This is a genomic window from Rhodanobacter sp. Root179 (genome assembly GCF_001428465.1).
GTDB lineage: Bacteria > Pseudomonadota > Gammaproteobacteria > Xanthomonadales > Rhodanobacteraceae > Rhodanobacter.
The window spans coordinates 1-18,283 of the sequence record NZ_LMHR01000064.1; the positions used below are offsets into that span (position 1 = coordinate 1).

Annotated in this window: 16 protein-coding genes; 10 read left to right on the forward strand and 6 right to left on the reverse strand. The window is 67.2% G+C overall.

What is annotated here, in order from left to right; genetic code table 11:
• Window positions 1–116: 116 nt before the first annotated feature.
• The 3 genes from ASD82_RS05905 to ubiH form a co-directional block, all read right to left on the reverse strand.
• Window positions 117–911, reverse strand: a complete 795-nt coding sequence (locus ASD82_RS05905) for a dienelactone hydrolase family protein (protein ID WP_056716796.1) — start codon at window positions 909–911, stop codon at window positions 117–119.
• A 101-nt stretch (window positions 912–1,012) separates the two neighbouring features.
• Window positions 1,013–2,224, reverse strand: a complete 1,212-nt coding sequence (locus ASD82_RS05910; RefSeq protein ID WP_056716799.1) for a UbiH/UbiF/VisC/COQ6 family ubiquinone biosynthesis hydroxylase — start codon at window positions 2,222–2,224, stop codon at window positions 1,013–1,015.
• Window positions 2,221–3,450, reverse strand: coding sequence for a 2-octaprenyl-6-methoxyphenyl hydroxylase (ubiH, locus tag ASD82_RS05915; protein ID WP_056716801.1), 1,230 nt, complete (start codon window positions 3,448–3,450; stop codon window positions 2,221–2,223). The genes ASD82_RS05910 and ubiH overlap by 4 nt, the downstream gene beginning before the upstream one ends.
• 87 nt (window positions 3,451–3,537) lie before the next feature.
• On the opposite strand from ubiH, the gene ASD82_RS05920 reads away from it, so the two are divergent.
• From ASD82_RS05920 to ASD82_RS05960, 9 genes are all read left to right on the forward strand, one after another.
• Window positions 3,538–4,134 carry a hypothetical protein gene (locus ASD82_RS05920; protein ID WP_056716803.1) on the forward strand — a complete coding sequence of 199 codons (597 nt, stop codon included), beginning with the start codon at window positions 3,538–3,540 and terminating at the stop codon, window positions 4,132–4,134.
• Window positions 4,135–4,144: 10 nt separating this feature from the next.
• A complete protein-coding gene (locus tag ASD82_RS05925) occupies window positions 4,145–4,717 on the forward strand; it encodes a cob(I)yrinic acid a,c-diamide adenosyltransferase (RefSeq protein WP_056716804.1) in 573 nt (190 codons plus the stop codon).
• Between the two features lie 8 nt (window positions 4,718–4,725).
• Window positions 4,726–5,646, forward strand: a complete 921-nt coding sequence (locus ASD82_RS05930; RefSeq protein WP_056716807.1) for a histone deacetylase family protein — start codon at window positions 4,726–4,728, stop codon at window positions 5,644–5,646.
• A 127-nt stretch (window positions 5,647–5,773) separates the two neighbouring features.
• Window positions 5,774–8,188, forward strand: a complete 2,415-nt coding sequence (lptD, locus tag ASD82_RS05935; protein ID WP_056716809.1) for an LPS assembly protein LptD — start codon at window positions 5,774–5,776, stop codon at window positions 8,186–8,188.
• Between the two features lie 33 nt (window positions 8,189–8,221).
• Window positions 8,222–9,559, forward strand: coding sequence for a peptidylprolyl isomerase (locus tag ASD82_RS05940; RefSeq protein ID WP_056716811.1), 1,338 nt, complete (start codon window positions 8,222–8,224; stop codon window positions 9,557–9,559).
• 15 nt (window positions 9,560–9,574) lie between these two features.
• On the forward strand, window positions 9,575–10,624 hold the full coding sequence (gene pdxA, locus ASD82_RS05945; protein ID WP_056716879.1) for a 4-hydroxythreonine-4-phosphate dehydrogenase PdxA: 1,050 nt from the start codon (window positions 9,575–9,577) through the stop codon (window positions 10,622–10,624).
• Window positions 10,624–11,412: a 16S rRNA (adenine(1518)-N(6)/adenine(1519)-N(6))-dimethyltransferase RsmA gene (rsmA, locus tag ASD82_RS05950; RefSeq protein ID WP_056716812.1), complete on the forward strand. Its 789-nt coding sequence runs from the start codon at window positions 10,624–10,626 to the stop codon at window positions 11,410–11,412. Before pdxA ends, rsmA begins: the two co-directional genes overlap by 1 nt.
• Window positions 11,413–11,468: 56 nt before the next feature.
• The gene (gene apaG, locus ASD82_RS05955) at window positions 11,469–11,852 is read left to right on the forward strand and encodes a Co2+/Mg2+ efflux protein ApaG (RefSeq protein ID WP_007809417.1); all 384 of its coding nucleotides are present in this window, start codon (window positions 11,469–11,471) and stop codon (window positions 11,850–11,852) included.
• Between the two features lie 15 nt (window positions 11,853–11,867).
• Window positions 11,868–12,719, forward strand: coding sequence for a symmetrical bis(5'-nucleosyl)-tetraphosphatase (locus ASD82_RS05960; protein ID WP_007809415.1), 852 nt, complete (start codon window positions 11,868–11,870; stop codon window positions 12,717–12,719).
• A 70-nt stretch (window positions 12,720–12,789) separates the two neighbouring features.
• On the opposite strand, the gene secA is transcribed toward ASD82_RS05960, so the two are convergent.
• Window positions 12,790–15,525: a preprotein translocase subunit SecA gene (secA, locus tag ASD82_RS05965; protein WP_056716814.1), complete on the reverse strand. Its 2,736-nt coding sequence runs from the start codon at window positions 15,523–15,525 to the stop codon at window positions 12,790–12,792.
• Between the two features lie 191 nt (window positions 15,526–15,716).
• A complete protein-coding gene (locus tag ASD82_RS05970) occupies window positions 15,717–16,646 on the reverse strand; it encodes a M23 family metallopeptidase (RefSeq protein ID WP_056716816.1) in 930 nt (309 codons plus the stop codon).
• A 27-nt stretch (window positions 16,647–16,673) separates the two neighbouring features.
• Here ASD82_RS05970 and ASD82_RS05975 point away from each other — a divergent pair, with 27 nt between their 5' ends.
• The gene (locus tag ASD82_RS05975; RefSeq protein WP_056716817.1) at window positions 16,674–17,156 is read left to right on the forward strand and encodes a DUF721 domain-containing protein; all 483 of its coding nucleotides are present in this window, start codon (window positions 16,674–16,676) and stop codon (window positions 17,154–17,156) included.
• A 179-nt stretch (window positions 17,157–17,335) separates the two neighbouring features.
• On the opposite strand, the gene lpxC is transcribed toward ASD82_RS05975, so the two are convergent.
• On the reverse strand, window positions 17,336–18,250 hold the full coding sequence (lpxC, locus tag ASD82_RS05980; RefSeq protein ID WP_056716819.1) for a UDP-3-O-acyl-N-acetylglucosamine deacetylase: 915 nt from the start codon (window positions 18,248–18,250) through the stop codon (window positions 17,336–17,338).
• Window positions 18,251–18,283: the final 33 nt, after the last annotated feature.

The following is an 18,283-nucleotide window of genomic DNA, read 5'->3' on the forward strand; positions in this document are numbered from 1 at the left end:
TGGGCCACGTTTCTCTGGCCACTCAGAGAAAGGTGGCTCGGCTGCCGTAGGCAGACGAAAGCTCTGGCTCCTGATGCTTTCCGCTCCAAAGGTCTTTCAGCAAGCGCCAGAAACCCCTACGGCGTGCCCGCGAACGCGGCGCGCAGCCAGTCGTGCATCAGGCGGTAGCTGCGGGTGGCGGCACGTTCGTCGTAGCGGCAACCGGGCGAGTTCTCGCCCACCTCGGTGAAGCAGTGCACGGCGTGGCCGATCACCACGAATTGCCAGTCGGCCGGGCTCATGCGCATTTCGTCCATGAACTTGTCCGCGTCCGGCATGGTGCCCTTGTCGTCGGCGCCGTTCATCGCCAGCACGCGGGCCTTGATGTTCTTCGCCAGCGCCGGGTTGTCGGTGTCCAGCCCACCGTGGAACGACACCACCGCGGCGACATCGGCACCGCTGCGGGCCAGGTCGAGCACGGCCGAACCGCCGAAGCAGAAACCGATCGCACCCAGCTTCTTCAGGTCGATCGGCGCGCTCGCCGCCTGCGCCTTCAACTGGTCCAGCGCCACATTGATCCGCTTGCGCATCAGCGCGCGGTCGCCGTACAGCGGCTTCACCGCGGCCTGCGCCTGCGCCGCATTGCCCACCTGGGGGCGCACGCTGGCGCCGTACATGTCGGTGAGCAGGATCACGTAGTCCCTGCCGGCGATCATTTCGGCCTTCTTTACGGCCACATCGTTGATGCCGTACCAGTTCGGCACCATCACCAGGCCTGGCCGCTGCGCCGTCGACGCATCGTCGTACACCAGCACGCTGTGGAAGCGGGTGCCGTCCTGGGTCCATTCGACCGGACGGTGCACCATCTTCGCCTGCAGGGCGAAGCTCGAACCGGCAAGCACCAGCAGGCAGCAGAGTCGGGAGATGCGCATGATGATTCTCCGTGGGTTGATTGGCGCGGGTTGATTGACGCGGGTTGATTGACGCGGATTGATTGACCCCTCCCCTGCGAGCAGAGGGAGGAGCAAAGGTTTCAATACCCGGCAGCGTGTTCCGAAAGTCGCCGCTTCAACGGCGCAAGGCGATCCAGCACACGCACGCCGAGTCCTCGCGCGGCCACCAGCGCCGGCGATTGCCACGCATAGACCCGCGCCAGTGCGTCGAAGCCCAGCGCGTCCAGCGTGTCGGCGCTGCGCCGGCGGCGTGCGTAGCGGCGCAACACGTGAACCGCGCCGATATCGCGACCGGCGGCGCGGGCGTCGACCAGCACGTCGCGCAATTCGGCCACGTCGCGCAGGCCCAGGTTCACGCCCTGCCCGGCCAGCGGATGCACCGTGTGCGCCGCATCGCCGAGCAGCACGAGGCGCTCGGCCTGGTAGCGTTCGGCCAGCTGCAGTTTCAGCGGGAATCCGGCGCGCGGCGTGCTCGCGATGATCCGGCCCAGCCGGAAGTCGCTGGCCACGCCCAGTTCATCGAGGAACGCGGGCTCGTCCAGCGCCAGCACCCTCCGGGCCTCGGCTTCCGGCAGCGACCACACGATCGAGCTGCGACCGTCGGCCAACGGCAACAGGGCCAGCGGGCCGCCGGGCAGGAAACGCTGCCACGCGGTGGCCTGGTGCGGTCGTTCGGTCGTCACGTGCGCCACCACCGCGCGCTGCGCGTAATCGCGGCCACGGGTGCCGATGCCGGCGAGCCGGCGCAGCGGCGAAGCAGCGCCATCGGCGGCCACGAGCAGGGCCGCCGACAGGGTTTCCCCACCGGCCAACTCCAGTTGGATGCGATCCTCGCGCGCCTCGAACGCCGTCACCTCGGCGGGGCACATCACGCGTACGCCGGCCGACTGCAGGGCCTGCCACAGCGTCCACTGCACCAGCGAGTTCTCGACGATATGGCCGAGCAGGTCGCGTCCTTCGCTGGCGGCGTCGAAGTCGATCGTCGCACCGCTTTCGGCGTCCCAGACGTGCATGTGGACATACGGCGCCGCGCGCGCTTCGCGAATGGACGTCCAGACGTCCAGATCATCCAGCAGGGCCACCGAGGACGGCGCCAGCCCGACCACGCGCAGGTCCACCTCGGCCTGCGCATCCCACGCCGCCGGCGCGCGCGCCTCCAGCAGGGCCGTGTTAAAGCCTGCGCGGGCCAGCGCCAGTGCGGTGGCGGCACCGGCCATGCCGCCGCCGACCACCGCCACGTCCAGCGCGGGTGGACGACGCCGGGGCGCCAGTTCCTGGACGGATGCATTCATGGCAGGCGCTCCAGCACCGCCCGTGGCGGTTCACCGCGAAAACCCATGCCGCGCCGCGCCAGCGCCCGTTGCAACGGCGGCAGTCGGTCGCAGGCCAGCAGCGCCAGCGAGCGCAACGGCGCCAGCAGCGGTTGCTCCAGGCAGGCGAGCCGGACCAGGCCGTGGCTCATCGCCATGGTGCCCTTGCGATCCGGTGCGCGGCGCGCCGCGTAGGCCGCAAGCAGGGCGGGATCGCCCGGATCGGTCGCCGCCGTCACCAGCTCGGCCAGGGTCAACGCGTCGCGCAAGCCCAGGTTGAAACCTTGCGCGCCGATCGGATGCACGGTCTGCGCGGCGTTGCCGACCAGCACCGCATGCGGCGCGACGAGCTGCGTGGCGGCCACGCGATGGATCGCGTAAGGATGGCGCTTGCCCGGCCGCGTCAGGCGACCCAGCCGCCAGCCGAAGCGACGCTGGGCCAGGTCGAGGAAGCCGGCATCGTCCAGCGCGGCCACCGCGTCGGCTTCGTCCGCCGAAACGGTGAGCACCAATCCGCAGCGGCGCTCGGCCAGCGGCAGCATGGCGATCGGGCCGTCGTCGGAAAAACGCTCGAAGGCGCGGTTCGCGTGCTCGCGTTCGGGCGTGACCGTGCACACGAACAGGCTTTGCCGGTAATCGTGATGCTCGGCCTCGATGCCGAGCCGGGCGCGCACGAACGAGTGCGTGCCGTCGGCGCCGACCAGCAGCGGCGTGTCGATGCTGCGCGGGCCGTCCGCCATGTCGATGTGGGCGCGCCAGCCATCGGCCAACGGCTCCAGCGCGGACAGCGTCGCGGGAGCGAGCCGGGTCAGCCGGGTGCATTCGTCGAGCCGTCGCAGCAGGGCCAGGCCCAGCTCGCGTGCCGGCAGGGTCCAGCCCAGCGCATCGACGCCTTGCTTGTCGGCGTCGATGCGGGCGCTGCCGAACTCGCCGGCGCGACTGACCCGGATGTGCCGGATCGGCGTGGCGCGGGCGGCGGCGTGACGCCAGACGCCGATCGCGTCAAGCCCGTTGACGGTAGCCCTGGCCAGCGCGAGGTTGCGTTCGTCGTAGCTGGGCTGCGCGTCGGCGCGCGGCGCCGCCGTCTCGACCAGGGTGGCGGCGATGCCGGCCGCATCCAGCGCGATCGCCAGGCTGGCGCCGACCAGGCCGCCGCCGATGATCAGCACGCCGGTTTCGCTGCCGGGGGAAATTTCGGAGACGTCCATTCGTCGATGATACCCGCAGGTGCTGTCTGCGGCGCAGCACGTTCGGCTAGACTAGCGGTCTGTCCAGTCGCCTACACGGAGTCCCCCATGGCCAAGACGCAGAACCAACGCATCGGCATCTTCCTGCTGCTGGCCCTGGTGATGGTGGCTACCCGCCTGCATCATTTCGGCGCGCTGCCCGACGCCTCGTGGGGCGTCTTCTTCCTGGCCGGTTTCTGGCTGCGCGGCTCCGCCCGCTGGGCCTTCCCGCTGCTGATCGCCACCGCGGTACTGGTCGACTTTTTCGCGATCACCAGCAGCGGGCTCGATTTCTGGAGCCACTACTGCGTATCGCCGGCGTACTGGTTCATGCCGGTGTATTTCGCCGCGCTGTGGATGGGCGGCAGCTGGCTGGCCCGCCACCAGTCCGGCCTGAGCCTGACCACGCTCGGCCTGGCCGCGGTGTCGCTGCTCGTCAGCGAAACGCTGTGCTACCTGATTTCGAACGGCAGCTTCTATTGGCTCAGCCACAGCGTGCCGCTGCCGCGCAGCTTCGGCAGCTGGTTCGCCAACCTGGGCGACTGGGACCTGCCGTTCCTGGCCACCACCGCCTTGTATGTCGGCATCGGTGCCGTGCTGCACGTGGGCGTGACGCTGCTGGCGCGCACGCTGCGCCAGTCGGACCGGACCGGCCTGAGCCACTGATCTCCCCCGCATGGGCAACCGTCTTTCGAAGATCTACACCCGCACCGGCGATGACGGCTCCACCGGCCTCGGCGACGGTTCGCGGGTCGGCAAGGATTCGCAGCGGGTCACCGCCTACGGCACGGTGGACGAACTCAACAGCACGATCGGCATGCTGCTGGCCGCCGAAGGCGTCACCGACGAGGTGCGCGAGGCGCTGACCCAGGTGCAGCACGACCTGTTCGATCTGGGCGGCGAGTTGTGCATTCCCGGCATGGCGATGGTCGAGGACAGCGACATCAGCCGGCTGGAGTCGATCCTGGATGAACTCAACGAACCGCTGCCGCCGCTGAAGGAATTCATCCTGCCCGGCGGCGGCATGGCCGCGGCCTGCGGCCATCTGGCGCGCACGGTGTGCCGCCGCGCCGAGCGCGAGGTGATCGCGCTGGCCCGGGTGGAAGAGGTCCGCAGCCAGCCGCAGCGCTACCTGAACCGGCTGTCCGACCTGCTGTTCGTGATCTCGCGCGTGCTGGCGCGTGCCAGCGGCCACGGCGAAGTGCTGTGGCAGCACGAGCGTCGGCGCAAGCCCAAGCCGTCCGCCTGAATCGCCGCATGCTGCGGCTGTACACGCACCCCGCCTGCCTGCAGCACGACCCCGGCCCGGGCCACGTCGAGCGGCCGTCGCGGCTGCGCGCGGTGTTGCAGGCGCTGGACCATGACCGCTTCGCCGCGCTCGATCGCATCGAGGCGCCGCCGGTCACCCGTGAACAACTGCTGCGCGTGCATGGTGCCGCCCACGTCGCGGAAATCCTGGCCGGCCCGCCGCCCGGCGAAATGCTGGCGCTGGACCAGGACACGGTGATGGGCGCCGGCTCTACCGAGGCCGCGTTGCGTGCGGCCGGCGCGGTGGTGGCGGCGGTCGACGCGGTGCTGGGCGGCACGACCCGGCGCGCGTTCTGCGCGGTGCGTCCGCCGGGCCACCATGCCACCGCCGACCGCTCGATGGGCTTCTGCCTGTTCAACAACATCGCGGTGGGCGCCGCCCACGCGCTGGCCGCGCACAAGCTGAAACGGGTGGCGATCGCCGATTTCGACGTGCACCACGGCAACGGCAGCCAGGACATCTTCGAGCGCGAGCCGCGCGTGCTGTTCGCCTCCAGCCACCAGTCGCCGCTGTATCCGGACAGTGGTTACGAGGACGAGCGCGGCGTCGGCAACATCGTCAACGGCACGCTTTCGCCCGGCGCTGGCTCGCATGAATTCCGCGAACTGTGGGACGGCGTGCTGCTGCCACGACTGCATGCGTTCAAGCCGCAGCTGGTGCTGATCTCGGCCGGCTTCGACGCCCATCGCAACGATCCGCTGGCCGACATCCGGCTGGGCAGCGAGGACTATGCCTGGATCACCGAGCGACTGGTCGCGCTGGCCGATACGCACGCCGGCGGCCGACTGGTTTCCTCGCTGGAAGGCGGCTATGACCTGGCGGCGCTGGCTGCCAGCAGCAGCGCACACGTCGCCGCGCTGATGGATTGAAAGCCTCCGCCATCCCCATGGCTGGCCTTCACACGCTGAATCCCGGCCGCTTCCGGCAACGCCAGCATCTGCCGCCGAGGGGGGCTTTCTGTTAGCTTAACGAGCCTTCGAAGCCGGCAGATTTCCCGTGACGCGCAAGCTACCTCCACGCCGCCTGTTGGCGGTTGCCGCCGCACTCGCCCTGATCGGCGGTCAGGCCGACGCCAGCAGCGGCCAGAGCCCGGCCACCAGCGATGCATCCGGAGCGGCCGATCTGGCCTGCCCGCTGGGCTCGTTCCACTGCGCCCCGCGGCCACTCAACTACGCGATGTGCCGCCCGAATGCCCTGCTGGAGTTCTACGACCCCAGCCTGATGCGGGACAGCAGCCTGCGCGACACCAGCCCGACCCAGGTGCAGGCACGGCACGTGGACAGCTCCAACCAGTCGGTCTACCACCTGAGCGGCGACGTGCGGCTGGAGCGCGCCGACCAGTTGTTGCGCGCCGACCGCATCGACTACAACAACGGCAGCACCGACTACGACGCGAGCGGCAACGTACGCTATCAGGACGCGGGGCAGCTGCTGGCCGCCTCGCACATGCGCGGCAACACCGAGGCCAGCCACGGCGTCGCCAACGATGTGCGCTACCAGATGCTCGACGCGCGCGGCAACGGCACCGCCAGCCAGGGCCAGATGCTGGACGCGCAGCACACGCGCTATTCGCAGGCCACCTATTCCACCTGCGACGTGGGTCATCACGTGTGGGAATTCCGCGCCAAGTCGATCACCATCGACAAGGTCAATGGCGTCGGCGTGGCGCGCAACGCCACCATGCGCGTGGGCAAGGTGCCGTTCCTGTATCTGCCGTATTTCAGCTTTCCGATCGATGACCGGCGCAAGAGCGGCTTCCTGTATCCGACCATCGGCCACAGCGGACGCTCCGGCTACGAAATCAGCACGCCGTACTACCTCAACCTGGCGCCGAACTACGACGCCACGCTCGACCCGCGCTACTACAGCGCGCGGGGCGCGATGTTGGGCGGCGAGTTCCGCTACCTGGTGCCCGGCAGCACCGGCCGGCTCAACGCGCAGTATGTGCCCAGGGATCACGGCGAGAGCGACGGGCTGGCCGACACCCGGGGTGATTCGCGCTATCTGGTGCAGTTCTCCGATCGCACGCAATTGTGGAAGGGCTGGCAGTTCGTCAGCTCGTACAACCACGCCTCGGACGCCAGCTACCTGTACGACTTCGGCGACAGCCTGAGTCACAGCGCGATCTATACACTGTCCTCCAACGCCGCCCTGGTGGGTTCCGGCAAGTGGTGGGACGCCTCGGTCGGCGGCACGATCTACCAGAACGTCAATCCGTTCATCACCGACCGTGGCCTGCCGTACCGGCAACTACCCTACGCCCGTTTCAGCATGGACGTGCCGCTGTCGCGCTGGCTGGAGCTCGGCCTGGACAGCGAGGCAGTCGCCTTCCGCAAGACCGGTTATGTCGAGGGCCAGCGCGAGGATCTCTATCCCTATCTCGCTGCCGACTTCGGCAGCTCGGCCTGGTTCGTGCGGCCGAAGGTGGCCTGGCGCTACACCGCCTACCAGCTCGACGGCGATTACCAGGATTACGGTTATGCCGGCCTGCTGGGCAGCGGCGTCGGCACGCCGTTCACCGACAAGTCGCCGAGCCGCTCGCTGCCGGTGGTCAGTCTGGACTCGGGGCTGGTGTTCGATCGGGCTGCCTCGCTGTTCGGCAACAGCTATACGCAGACCCTGGAGCCGCGGCTGTACTACCTGTACGTGCCGTATCGCAACCAGGACAACCTGCCGCTGTTCAACACCAACGCGATGACGTTCGACTACTGGCAGCTGTTCTCGCCGAACCGCTTCTCCGGTGCCGACCGGCAGATGGATGCGAACAACCTCACCGCGGCCCTCACCACGCGCCTGCTCGACGAGGGCGGCGTGGAGCGGCTGTCCGCCAGTCTTGGCCAGATCCACTACTTCAGCCCGCAACGGGTACAGCTGCCGAATGGCCAGAACAGCGTGGTGCCCCCCACCGACTGGACCCGCTCGGACTACGTGGCCCAGCTCGACATCCGCCTGAATGACCGCTGGCGCCTCGCCAGCTCGTACCAGTGGAGCCCGAACAGCCGGCTCACCGACATGGGGGTGCTGGAACTGCAGCGCCGGATCGGCACGGACGGCATCTTCAACTTCTCCTACCGCTACCGTCGCGGGCTGCTGGAACAATACAACGCCTCCGTGGTCTACCCGGTGTCCGAGCGCTGGCGGCTGGTGGGCGCGTGGACGTATTCGGTGAAGGATCGCCAGAGCATCGACGCGCTGGCCGGCGTGGAATACGACAGCTGCTGCGTGTCGCTGCGCCTGGTCGGGCGCAGCTACGTCAACCAGGCGTATTACGGTTTTGGCCCGATCGCGACGGCCGGTAGGCTCGATCGGCGGGACAACGCGGTGATGTTCGAAGTGGTGTTCAAGGGCCTGGGTTCCACCGGTGGCCAGATCGACCCCCTGCTGCGCCGTGATATTCTCGGCTATCAATAAACACAATCGCTGCGGCGACCAGGCTTTCCACTGATGAAGCAAACCTTCGCATCCCTCCTGCTCGCGCTTGCGATCATCCTGCCCGCTCACGCCCAGTTGCTGACCCCGGCAGCCCCGGCCAGCGAGCCGCTGGACCGGATCGTGGCCGTCGTCAACGACGACGTGATCCTGCAGAGCCAGCTGAACGACGCCGTGCTCTCGGTGCAGCAGCAGTATGCCGGCCACACCGAGCAACTGCCGCCGATGAACGTGCTGCAGCAGCAGGTGCTCAACCGGCTGGTGCTGATGCGGCTGCAGATCCAGAAAGCACAGGATCAGGGCATTCGCGTGTCCGACGCCGACATCGACCAGGCCATTCAGGGCGTGGCGCAGCAGAACAATCTCAGCATCGACCAGTTGCGTACCGAGGTCGAACGCAGCGGCAGCAGCTTCGCGGCCTTCCGCGAGCAGATCGGCGACCAGATCACCGTGCAGCGACTGCACCAGAACGTGGTGCAGGACGCGGTCACGATCAGCGACAGCGAGATCGACAACCTGCTCAGCAGCCCGACCTACAAGTCCGGCGAAGTGCACTTGGCGCATATCCAGATCAGCATTCCGGCCGGCGGTGACGCCGCGGCCATCCAGGCCAGCCAGGCCAAGGCCGGGGCGGCACTGGCCGCGATCAAGGGCGGCATGGATTTCAACGCGGCAGCGATCCGTTATTCCGACGCATCGGACGCGCTGGAGGGCGGCGACCTTGGCTGGCGCCGACTGGACGAGATCCCGCCCGCGTTTGCCGATTCCATCGCCACGATGAAGCCGGGTGACGTCAGTCCCGCCCTGCGCGGCCCGACCGGCTTCCACATCCTCAAGCTCGTTGGTCAGCGCGACAGCAGCCGCAAGATGGTCACCGAACTGCATGCCCGGCAGATCCTGATCCGCCCCAGCGAGCTGGTGACGCCGGAGCAGGCCGAGCAGAAGGCCCGCGACCTGTACCAGCGCATCGTCGACAAGCACGAGGACTTCGCCACCCTGGCGAAGGAATACTCGAAGGACGATACGTCGGCCAACGTCGGCGGCGACATGGGCTGGTTCCCCAAGGAGGCCTGGGGCAAGACCATCGCCAACCAGCTGGACCAGTTGAAAGACAACGAGGTGTCCAAGCCGTTCCAGAGCCAGGCCGGCTGGCACATCCTGCAGAAACTGGGGGAGCGCCAAAGCGACCAGACCGTACAGCTCGCCCGCGACCAGGCACGCCAGGCGATCGGTACCCGCAAGTCCGAGCAGACATACGAAGACTATCTGCGTGACCTGCGTTCCAACGCCTACATCAACGTGCTGGTACCCGAGCTGCGCAGCGCGGACGACCAGTCCGCCAAGTCGCCGTAAGCGCAGTTGGACGCCGTGCCGTTGCCCCGGCTCGCGGTCACCGCCGGAGAGCCGGCAGGCATCGGCCCCGAACTGCTGATCCGGCTGGCCGCCACGTCCCTGCCGGCCAACCTCGTCGCCATCACCGACAGCAGCCTGCTGCGGCGTGCGGCCTTGCGCTGCGCGGTCCCGATCACGCTGATCGATGACGATGGTTCGGACGCCACCGAACGCCAGCCCGGCACATTGCGCGTGCGGCATGTGCCGCTGGCGGTCGACGAAGTGCCGGGTCGACCCGATCCACGCAACGCCCGCCACGTGCTGGACACGCTTGGCGAAGCGGCAGACGGCTGCATGGCGGGGCGCTATGCCGCCGTGGTCACCGCGCCGCTGCAGAAGGCCTCGATCAACGACGCCGGCATCCGCTTCAGCGGACACACCGAGTTCTTTGCCGAGCGCGCCCATGCCGACGTGGTGATGATGCTGGCCAGCCCGGAACTGCGGGTGGCGCTGGCAACCACCCATCTGCCGCTGGCGGCCGTGCCTGCCGCGATCACGCCGGCCACGCTCACCCGCACGCTGCGCATCGTGCATGCGGAGCTGCAGACGAAATTCGGCCTGGCCTCGCCGCGCATCGCCGTGCTCGGCCTCAACCCGCATGCGGGCGAAGCCGGCCACCTCGGCCACGAGGAGATCGACACGCTGATCCCCGTGATCGAGGCCTTGCGCCGCGAAGGCATGCAGCTGATCGGGCCGCTGCCGGCCGACACCGCGTTCGTGCAGGCGCAACGCCAGGGCTATGACGCGGTGCTGGCGATGTATCACGACCAGGCGCTGCCGGTGCTGAAAAGCGAAGCGTTCGACCGCACCGTCAACCTCACCCTCGGCCTGCCGTTCATCCGCACCTCGGTCGACCACGGCACCGCGCTGGATCTGGCCGGCAGCGGCAGGGCCGACCCATCCAGCCTGATCGCCGCGGCGAAGATGGCGATGGAACTGGTGGCACGCAGCGTCGCTCGTCCCTCCGCTTCCCCGTGGGGCGAAGCGCGCGGTGAAGGGCCACTTTCCCCGGAAGCATCCGCCTGATGAACGCGCGCCCCAAGAAAAGCTTCGGCCAGCACTTCCTGCACGACGGTCGCTACATCGATCGCATCGTCAGCGCGATCAAACCGCGCACCGAGGATTTCGTGGTCGAGATCGGGCCGGGCGAGGGAGCGCTGACCCTGCCGTTGCTCGCCGCTGCCCGCAGGCTTACCGCGATCGAACTGGACACCGACCTGATCCCCGGCCTGCAGGCCCGCGCCGCCAGCGCGGGTGAATTGCACATCGTCCATGCCGACGTGCTCAAGGTGGACTTCACCGCGATGGCGCACAGCCACGGCGTCTCCCGTCTGCGCATCGCTGGCAACCTGCCCTACTACATCTCCAGTCCGATCCTGTTCCACTGCGTCGAACATGCCGCCGCCATCCAGGACATGCACTTCATGCTGCAAAAGGAAGTGGTCGACCGCATGGCGGCCGAGCCCGGCAGCAAGACGTATGGACGGCTGTCGGTGATGCTGCAGCTGGCGTGCCGCGTGGAGCCGTTGTTCGAGGTACCGCCGGAAGCGTTCCGGCCGCCACCGAAGGTGGACTCGGCGGTGGTACGCCTGCTGCCGCTGCCTGCGGAAGAACTGCACGACGCGCGACCCGAACACGTCTACAGCGTGGTCAAGGCGGCGTTCGGACAACGCCGCAAGACCTTGTCCAATGCCCTGGCACAGTTGCTCGATGCCGATGCGATCCGCCGCGCCGACGTCGATCCGCGCGCCCGCGCCGAGACGCTGGCGCCGGCGGATTTCGTGCGACTGGCCAAGGTCTACGGCGATCGCTGATCGACTCACCCGAGGCAACGCCACCCAATCACGGCGGCAGGCCGTACAATCGCGGCATGACTGAAAAACCTTCCTACACGATCGACGTGCAGGTCCAGACCCGCTTTGTTCCGGACCAGTCCAAGCCGGGTGACAATCGCTACGTTTTCGCCTACACCATCACCCTGCGCAATGCCGGCGCGATGCCGGCACGCCTGCTCGCCAGACGCTGGATGATCACCGACGCCAACGGCAAGGTCGAGGAAGTCAGCGGCGAAGGCGTGGTCGGCGAACAGCCGTGGATGCGCCCGGGCGACGATTTCGAATACACCTCCGGCGCGGTGCTGGAAACGCCGGTGGGCACCATGGGCGGCAGCTACCAGATGCTTGCCGACGACGGCACGGAATTCGAGGCGCCGATCCCGACTTTCACCCTGTCCATTCCGCGTACGCTGCATTGATGGTCAAGGACTGACATGGCGACGTACGCAATCGGCGACGTGCAGGGTTGCTATCCCGAATTGCAACGCCTGCTGGAAAAGTTGCGCTTCGATCCGGCGCAGGATCAGCTGTGGTTCTGCGGCGACCTGGTCAACCGCGGCGGGCAGTCACTGGACACGCTGCGGCTGATTCACGGCCTGCGCGAGTCCAGCATCATCACCCTGGGCAACCACGACCTCAGCCTGCTGGCGATCTCGCAGCGCCGCCCGGACGCGCAGGCGCGGGTCAATCCCGAGTTGCGCGAAGTGCTGTTCGCCGACGACGCGCCCGTGCTGTTCGAATGGCTGCGTTCGCAGAAACTGGTGCACCACGACGAGCGGCTCAACTGGACCATGGTGCATGCCGGGCTGGCCCCGATGTGGACCTTGCGCCAGGCATTGCGGGCCGCCCAGGACGTGGAGCGCGAACTGTCCAGCCCGCGTCACCCGCGCCTGCTGCGCAACCTGTTCGGCAATCGGCCGGCGGTGTGGTCGGCGCGCCTGCAGGGACTGGATCGCCAGCGCGCCACCATCAACACCACCACCCGGATGCGCTACTGCGACGTCAACGGCCGCATCGACTTCGATGCCAAGGGCGTTCCCGGCACGCAGAAGCCGGGCCTGTATCCTTGGTTCTCGGTGCCCGGCATGCGCAAGCGCGATACCCGCATCGTCTGCGGTCACTGGTCGGCACTGGGTCGCTTCGCCGGACTGGGCGTGCACGCGATCGACACCGGCTGCGTCTGGGGTGGACAACTCACCGCGCTGCAGCTGGACGGCGACGAACCCCGCTACGTCACGGTCGACGCGGAACCGCACCGGAAACGGCCGCCCGGCGGCGAAGACTGATTCGCGTCCGCCTCCAGCCAAGAAAAAACCCCGCCGCGGCGGGGTTTTTCATGGGGACTGTCGCGACAACTCAGGCGAGCTGGCCGTGGCAGTGCTTGTATTTCTTGCCCGAGCCACAGGGGCAGGGTTCGTTGCGACCGACCTTGGGGCCATCCGCCTGCGGCGCCATGCGGATTCCGGCACCGACGGCGGAATCGTCAGCAGAGTCGCCGCCGAATGCACCGGCCGGCGGCGCGCCGCCGCCCGTGGCCAGCATCTGCTGCTGCAGGCGGTCAGCCAGACGCTGCTGCTCGGCCTCCATCGCCGCCACTTCCTCTTCGCTGCGGATACGGATGCGCGCCAGCATCTGGATCACTTCGCCCTTGATCCGTTCGAGCATGCCGGAGAACAGCTTGAACGACTCGCGCTTGAACGCCTGCTTCGGGTCCTGCTGCGCGTAGCCGACCAGATAGATGCCCTGGCGCAGGTAATCCATGCTGGCCAGGTGATCCTTCCAGGCGTTGTCCACCACGGTCAGCATGATGTGCTTCTCGAGCTGGCGCATGGTTTCGGCACCGATCTGCGCTTCCTTGGCCTGGAACAGCTCGTTCACCGCGCCACGGACGTGCTCGAGGATCATCTTCGCGTCGACCTCGTGCTGCTGCTCGATCCACGACTTCAGGTCGAGCGACAGGCCCAGTTCGCTTTCCAGCTCGCGATCCAGCCCGGCCAGGTCCCACTGGTCGTCGATGCTCTCGTCCGGCACGTAGGCACGCACCATCGACTGCACCACGTCCTCGCGGATGTCGGCGACGGTCGCCTGCACTTCCTCGCCATCCAGCAACTCGTCGCGCTGGCGGTAGATCACCTTGCGCTGGTCGTTGGCGACGTCGTCGAATTCCAGCAGGTGCTTGCGGATGTCGAAGTTGTGCTGCTCGACCTTGCGCTGCGCCTTCTCGATCTGCCGGCTGATCATGCGATCTTCCAGCGCGTCGTCGTCCTTCATGCCGAAGCGCTTCATCCAGCGCACCAGGCCTTCGCCGCCGAAGATGCGCAGCAGGTTGTCTTCCAGCGACAGGTAGAAGCGCGAGGAACCCGGGTCGCCCTGGCGGCCGGAACGGCCACGCAGCTGGTTGTCGATGCGCCGCGATTCGTGGCGTTCGGTGCCGATGATGTGCAGGCCGCCGGCGGCGAGCACCTGCTCGTGCAGCTTCTTCCATTCGGCTTTGACGCGGGCGCGATCGACTTCGCTGGCGCCTTCCGGCAAGCCCGCCAGCGCAGCCTCGAGGCTGCCGCCGAGCACGATGTCGGTACCGCGACCGGCCATGTTGGTGGCGATGGTGACCTGCCCCGGCGCACCGGCCTGGGCCACGATGTGTGCTTCGCGCTCGTGCTGCTTGGCGTTCAGCACTTCGTGCGTCACGCCGGCCTTGTTGAGCAGCCCGGACAGCAGCTCGGACACCTCGATCGAGGTGGTGCCGACCAGTACCGGCTGGCCGCGCTTGTGGCAATCCTTGATGTCCTCGATCACCGAGTTGTACTTCGGCGTCTGCGACAGGAAGATCATGTCCGGGTTATCCTTGCGGATCATCGGCTTGTGGGTGGGGATCACCACCACCTCCAGGCCGTAGATGCTCTGGAACTCGAACGCCTCGGTGTCGGCCGTGCCGGTCATGCCGGCCAGCTTCTTGTACATGCGGAACAGGTTCTGGAACGTCACCGTGGCCAGCGTCTGGTTCTCGCGCTGGATCGGCACGCCTTCCTTCGCCTCGACCGCCTGGTGCAGGCCGTCGGACCAGCGCCGGCCGGCCAGCGTACGGCCGGTGAATTCGTCGACGATGATCACCTCGCCGTCGCGCACGATGTAGTCCACGTCGCGCTGGTAGATGCCGTTGGCGCGCAGCGCGGCGTTGAGGTGGTGCACCACCGCCAGGTTCTTGGAGTCGTACAGGCCGCTGTCTTCGTCGATCACGCCGGCCGCGCGCAGCAGCTCGTCGGCGTGCTGCATGCCCTCTTCGGACAGGTGGACCTGCTTCTGCTTCTCGTCGACCCAGTAGTCACCGCTGCCGTTCTCTTCGGCCTGTCGGATCATCTGCGGCACGATCCTGTTCACCGCCAGGTACAGCTGCGGGGAATCCTCGGCCGGGCCGGAAATGATCAGCGGCGTGCGCGCCTCGTCGATCAGGATCGAGTCGACTTCGTCGACGATGGCGTAATGCAGGCCGCGCTGGTAGCGCTGTTCCTTGCTCAGCGCCATGTTGTCGCGCAGGTAGTCGAAACCGAATTCGTTGTTGGTGCCGTAGGTGATGTCGGCACGGTAGGCGGCGTACTTGTCGGCGTGGTCCATGCCCGGATACACGACGTCCACGGCCAGGCCGAGGAAGTTGTACAGCTTGCCCATCTGGGCCGAGTCGCGCCGTGCCAAGTAGTCGTTTACGGTGACCACGTGCACGCCCATGCCGGCCAGCGCATTGAGGTACACCGGCAGCGTGCCGACCAGGGTCTTGCCTTCGCCGGTGCGCATCTCGGCGATCTTGCCCTGGTGCAGCACCATGCCGCCGATCATCTGCACGTCGTAATGGCGCATGCCCAACGTGCGCTTGGCCGCCTCGCGCACCACCGCGAAAGCTTCCGGCAGCAGCTTGTCCAGCGATTCACCGGCGGCGACGCGCTGCTTGAACTCGTCGGTCTTGCCGCGCAGCTCGTCGTCGCTCAGCTTCTCGAACTCCGGCTCCAGCGCATTGATGCGGTTGACGCTCTTGGACATCTGGCGCAGCACGCGTTCGTTGCGGCTACCAAACAGGCTCGTCAGGGCACGATTGAACATCGATTTTCCGGGTTGGAGAGTTGAAACGCCCGCCACAGGCGCGGGCCAATCGGGCATGTTACTACATGCCCGCTCGGCACTGCCCGTCAGGCCGGCTGGAGGGGATGCAGGCAGCAGCAGATGCCGCACCCGCCATCCTGAATGGCGCCGGCGGGCGCCCGATTCAAGTGGCGGGAACCGCCGGAAAAGACTCAGCGGTGATTGCGCACGAAGGCCAGCGGGTTGACCACGCGGCCGTCGTACCAGACTTCGAAATGCACGTGCGAGCCGGTGGAGCGACCGGTGGAGCCGGCCCTGGCGATCACGTCGCCGACCTGCACGTGCTGGCCCGGACGGGCTTCCAGCGCGCTGTTGTGGGCGTAGCGGGTCATGTAGCCGTTGCCGTGGTCGATCTCGATCACCTTGCCGTAGCCGCTGCGCACGCCGGCAAAGGTCACCATGCCTTCGGCCACGGTGTGCACGGCAGTACCCAGGGGCGTCGAGATGTCGATGCCGGTGTGCCGCGCCGAATGGCCGTCGAACGGGTCGGCGCGCACGCCGAAGTACGAGGAGATGTAGCCGGGCACCGGCATGCCGGTGGGTTTCAGATTCGATTCGATCTTGGCGTCCAGCAGCAGGCTCTGCAACGCCGACAACTGGGCCTGCTGGCGATCGAACTGGCCGGCCAGCTGGTTGATGCCGCTGTCCAGCGAGGGCGGCAGCGCGTATGCCGTGCCGCTGGCATCCTCGACACCACCCACCGCGGGTTGCTGGTCGAAGTTGAACTCGCCGCTGTCCAGCTTGCCGACCTCGGCCAGGCGTTCGCCCAGCGCGTTCAGGCGGGTCGACTGGGCCTGCAGCTGCCCCAGCTTCACGGCCAGCGCGTCCAGCCCGCGTCGGGCGTCCTCGCGCACGGTGCCCAACTGGGCCTTCTGTTGCCCGATCTCCTGCTGCAAGGCGTGGATCTCGGCCAACGAACGATCCCGCGGACTGGCCACCAGCAGGGCCAGCGCCACGCCGGCGCTCATGCAGGCCAGCACCGCCACCGAAGCCACGGCGAAGAGCTTCCAGCGCAGGCGCCGGTTCGCCAGGTCAAGGGTTTGCGGCAATTTCCGGGCACGTGATACGAGTATGATTTGCATGTCTTTCCAAGATCGATTTCCGGCACCATGCAACGCGTTACCCCGGCCACTTCCCGCCGCCGCGACAACGGACCGAAGTCACTTGTCGATTGCGGCTCCTTCGCGACCCTGGCCCAGAAGGCCGAGTCGCTGGAAGCGCTGGATCGCGCATTGCGCCAGACGTTGCCATCGCCGTTGCGCGAGCAGGTGAGATTCGCCAACCTGCGCCACGACCGCCTCGTCTTCCTGGCGTCTTCACCGGGCTGGGCATCGCGCCTGCGCTTGATGCAGACACAGATCCTTGCCGCCGCACATGCCATCGGCACGCGCGCCAGTTCAGTCACCGTGAAAGTGGTCCCCCAACCACCGGCCGCAACGCCACCGGATCGGTCAAAACCGCTTTCGCCTGCCGCCGCCGCCCACCTCGTGGCGGCCGCCGCGTCATTCACAGACCCCGAATTGCGGGCACTGTTCCTTGAGCTGGCGTCCTTCGCCGAAACCGCTGATTCCCCTGTTGCCGACGCGGACTGAAGTCGCCGTCCGTCAATTCGGTGTGAGGTTTATAGCATGCACTTTGTTAAGGAATAAGCCGGGATGTCGTCGGGGCGTGAAGCGGCCCGCGGATAAAATGTGACGACCATCACAAAAACGGCCGTGTCGCGAGACACGGCCGTTCGTTTTGACGGGAGCGCCGCTGCCGCGGCGTCGGCTCAGATCGCCTGGGCGGGATGGGCGTAGGAGATCGGCGAGGTGGCCGGGTCGTCCTGGTAGCTGACCTCTTCCCAAGCCGAGGCATCGGCCATCAGCGTGCGTAGCAGCTTGTTGTTCAGCTCATGACCCGACTTGTGCGCGTGATAGGCGCCGATCAGGCTGTGGCCGAGGAGGTACAGGTCGCCGATCGCATCGAGGATCTTGTGCTTGACGAACTCGTCCTCGTAACGCAGGCCGTCCTCGTTGAGCACGCGGTAGTCGTCCAGCACCACGGCGTTGTCCATCGAGCCACCCAGCGCCAGGTTGTGTTCGCGCAGCATCTCGATGTCGCGCATGAAGCCGAACGTGCGGGCGCGGCTCACTTCCTTGACGAAGGAGGTGGTGGAGAAGTCGATCTCGGCACGCGAGGTGCGCTGGCTGATGATCGGATGGTTGAAGTCGATCGAGAAGCCCACCTTGAAGCCTTCGAACGGCTCGAAGCTGGCCCACTTGTCGCCTTCCTGCACCTTCACCGGCTTCTTGATGCGGATGAAGCGCTTGGCCACATTCTGCTCTTCGATGCCGGCGGACTGCAGCAGGAACACGAAGGGACCGGCGCTGCCGTCCATGATCGGCACTTCCGGCGCAGACAAGTCGACATAGGCATTGTCGATGCCCAGTCCGGCCATCGCCGACAGCAGATGCTCGACCGTGGAGACGCGCACGTCGCCATTGACCAAGGTGGTCGACAGGCGGGTGTCGCCGACATGATCCTCTCGCGCGCGGATGTCGACCGGCGGATCGAGATCCGTTCGTCGAAACACGATGCCGGTATTGGGCGCTGCGGGACGCAAGGTCATATAGACCTTGTCGCCGGTATGCAGGCCGACACCGGTCGCCCGGATGATGTTCTTGAGGGTACGCTGCTTGATCATTTTTGTTGGTACCTGTGTAGGCAGCAGCCAATC